Annotated in this window: 2 protein-coding genes; both read left to right on the top strand. The window is 63.4% G+C overall.

Features of this window, described 5'->3' with window-relative positions:
• The first annotated feature begins 142 nt into the window (after nt 1-142).
• Complete coding sequence (istA, locus tag PYV00_RS23940) at nt 143-1669, top strand: IS21 family transposase (protein WP_226019822.1); 1527 nt, start codon at nt 143-145, stop codon at nt 1667-1669.
• Nucleotides 1670-1680: 11 nt separating this feature from the next.
• Nucleotides 1681-2421: an IS21-like element helper ATPase IstB gene (gene istB, locus PYV00_RS23935; protein ID WP_273304316.1), complete on the top strand. Its 741-nt coding sequence runs from the start codon at nt 1681-1683 to the stop codon at nt 2419-2421.
• Nucleotides 2422-2477 lie beyond the last annotated feature (56 nt).

Below are 2477 nucleotides of genomic sequence, written 5' to 3'. Positions count from 1 at the left end.
ATGGCGCGCAGCGTTCCGAGAATTATCCGCGCAGCATTCCGAGGTGATGGCGCGCAGTTTGAGGTTAGGCTCACCTGATCGTTGGAGCATTCTTTCGGCCGGACAGCGGTTGGAGGAATGCATGCCGACGAGGAGAGTTGCGATGCGCCATGTGCGCGAGATTTTGCGTCTGAGCCTGGACTGCGGGCTTTCGACGCGGGTAGCTGGCGAGCGGGTCGGGGTCGGATCGACGACGGTCCGGGATACGCTTCGGCGGTTCAGTCGGTCGGGGCTGACTTGGCCGGTGCAGCCTGAGATGACGGACAGCGACCTGGAGTCCCGGCTCTACGGCGTGCCAGGGGTAAAGCCCGGGCGCCGCAAGTTGCCGGAGCCCGACTGGGCGGTGGTGGCGCGTGAGTTGAAGCGCAAGCACGTGACGCTGCAGATCCTGTGGGAGGAGTACTACGCGGCGAACCCTGACGGCTATCGCTACAGCCGATGGTGTGACCTGTTCCGGCGCTGGGAAGGCCGGCTGCCGTTGGTGATGCGCCAGAGCCATGCTGGCGGCGAGAAGCTGTTCGTTGACTACGCTGGCGACACGGTGCCGGTGGTGGTGGATCGCAGGACCGGCGAGACCCGCGATGCGCACCTGTTCGTCGCTGTTCTGGGCGGCTCAAGCCTGTCGTTTGCGTGTGCGACCTGGACCGAGCAATTTGCCGACTGGGCCGAGGCCCACAATGCTGCCTTTGCCTTCTTCGGCGGGGTGCCGCAGCTGCTGGTTCCGGATAATGCCAAGGTCGCGGTGATCAAGGCCTGCCACTTCGATCCGATGATCAACCGCAGCTACACGGACATGGCTCGGCATTACGGGACGGCAGTGCTGCCGGCGCGGCCGAGGAGGCCCAAGGACAAGGCGAAGGTTGAGGCCTGTGTCAGGATCGTCGAGCGCTGGGTGCTGGGCCGTCTGCGCAATTGCATCTTTTACAGTCTGGCCGAGCTCAATACTGCCATTACCGAGTGCCTTGCTGATCTGAATGAGCGCCGTGTGCTGCGCCAGTTCGGCCGAACGCGCCGACAGCTGTTCGAGGAGATCGATGCTCCGAACCTGAAGCCGCTACCGGCTGAGCCGTGGGTCCATGCGCAATGGAAGCGCTGCCGGGTCGGGCTCGATTACCATGTCGCAGTCGAGCAGCATCATTACTCCGTGCCGCACCGCTACGCGCGCCGGGAGGTCGAGGCGCGTTACACCGCCCGGACCGTGGAGATCTTCCTCGGCGGCGAGCGGATCGCGGTGCACATGCGCGGCAGTGGCAATGGTCGGCACACGACCGTGCCCGAGCACATGCCGTCGAGCCACCGGCGCTATCTCGACTGGACACCGGCAAAGATCCAGGAGGAGGCGGGCCGGATCGGCCCGATGCTGTCGCTGCTGATCGAGCGCATCATCGAGGACCGGCCGCATCCCGAGCAAGGCTACCGTTCGTGCCTGGGGATCATTGGCCTGGGCAAGCGCTTTGGCGCTGAGCGCCTTGAAGCGGCTGCGCTTCGCGCGCTGGAGATCGGCGCGCGCAATTATCCGTCTGTAAAATCGATCCTCGAAAAGGGGCTCGACAAGGTGCCCGTGTCCAAAGCCCCGGAGCGCGAGCCGATCCTGCACGACAATATCCGGGGCTCTCAATACTACCACTGAAAGGAGCAAGGATGCTCAAACACCCTACACTTGATCAGTTGAACCAGCTTGGCCTGACGGGCATGGCTCATGCCTTTGCCGACCTCGATGGCAATGGCGAGGCCGCCAGCCTGAGCCATGCGGAATGGTTGGCGCTGTTGCTTGATCATGAGACGACATGGCGAAATGACCGCCGCCTTGCCCTGCGGCTGCGTCAGGCAAAACTACGCCATCATGCCGTGCCTGAGGATGTTGATTATCGCAGCACACGCGGGCTTGACCGGCGGCTGTTCGAGATGCTGCTCAAGGGCAACTGGATCGGTGCCCATGAAAACTGCGCGATCATCGGGCCAGCAGGGGTCGGTAAAAGCTGGCTGGCCTGCGCCATCGGGCATCAGGCCTGCCGTGACAATCGGTCGGTCCTTTACACGCGGCTGCCGCGGCTGATCGATGAGCTGTCGCTGGCCAAGGGTGATGGCCGCATTGCTGCGCGGATGAAGAGCCTGGCCCGCGTGGACCTGCTCATCCTTGATGACTGGGGTCTTGAGCCGCTCGATGGCAATGCCCGCCATCATCTGCTGGAGATCCTCGAGGATCGCTATGGTCGGCGTTCAACGCTGGTCACAAGCCAGCTTCCCATCGCGCGCTGGTTCGATCTCATCGGCGATCCCACCTACGCCGATGCCATCCTCGATCGTCTCGTCCACAACGCCCACAGGCTCGAACTCGACGGGGAATCCATGCGCCGCCTGGCTCAGCGTGCCGCCGCTTGACCAACGCCAAACCATAGTGCGAATAGATACCAACGATCAGGTGCTTTACCTGCGCG

The sequence above is a fragment of the Novosphingobium album (ex Liu et al. 2023) genome (assembly GCF_029076845.1).
In the GTDB taxonomy this organism is placed as follows: Bacteria; Pseudomonadota; Alphaproteobacteria; order Sphingomonadales; family Sphingomonadaceae; genus Novosphingobium.
This window is presented reverse-complemented; position numbering and strand designations above follow the sequence as displayed.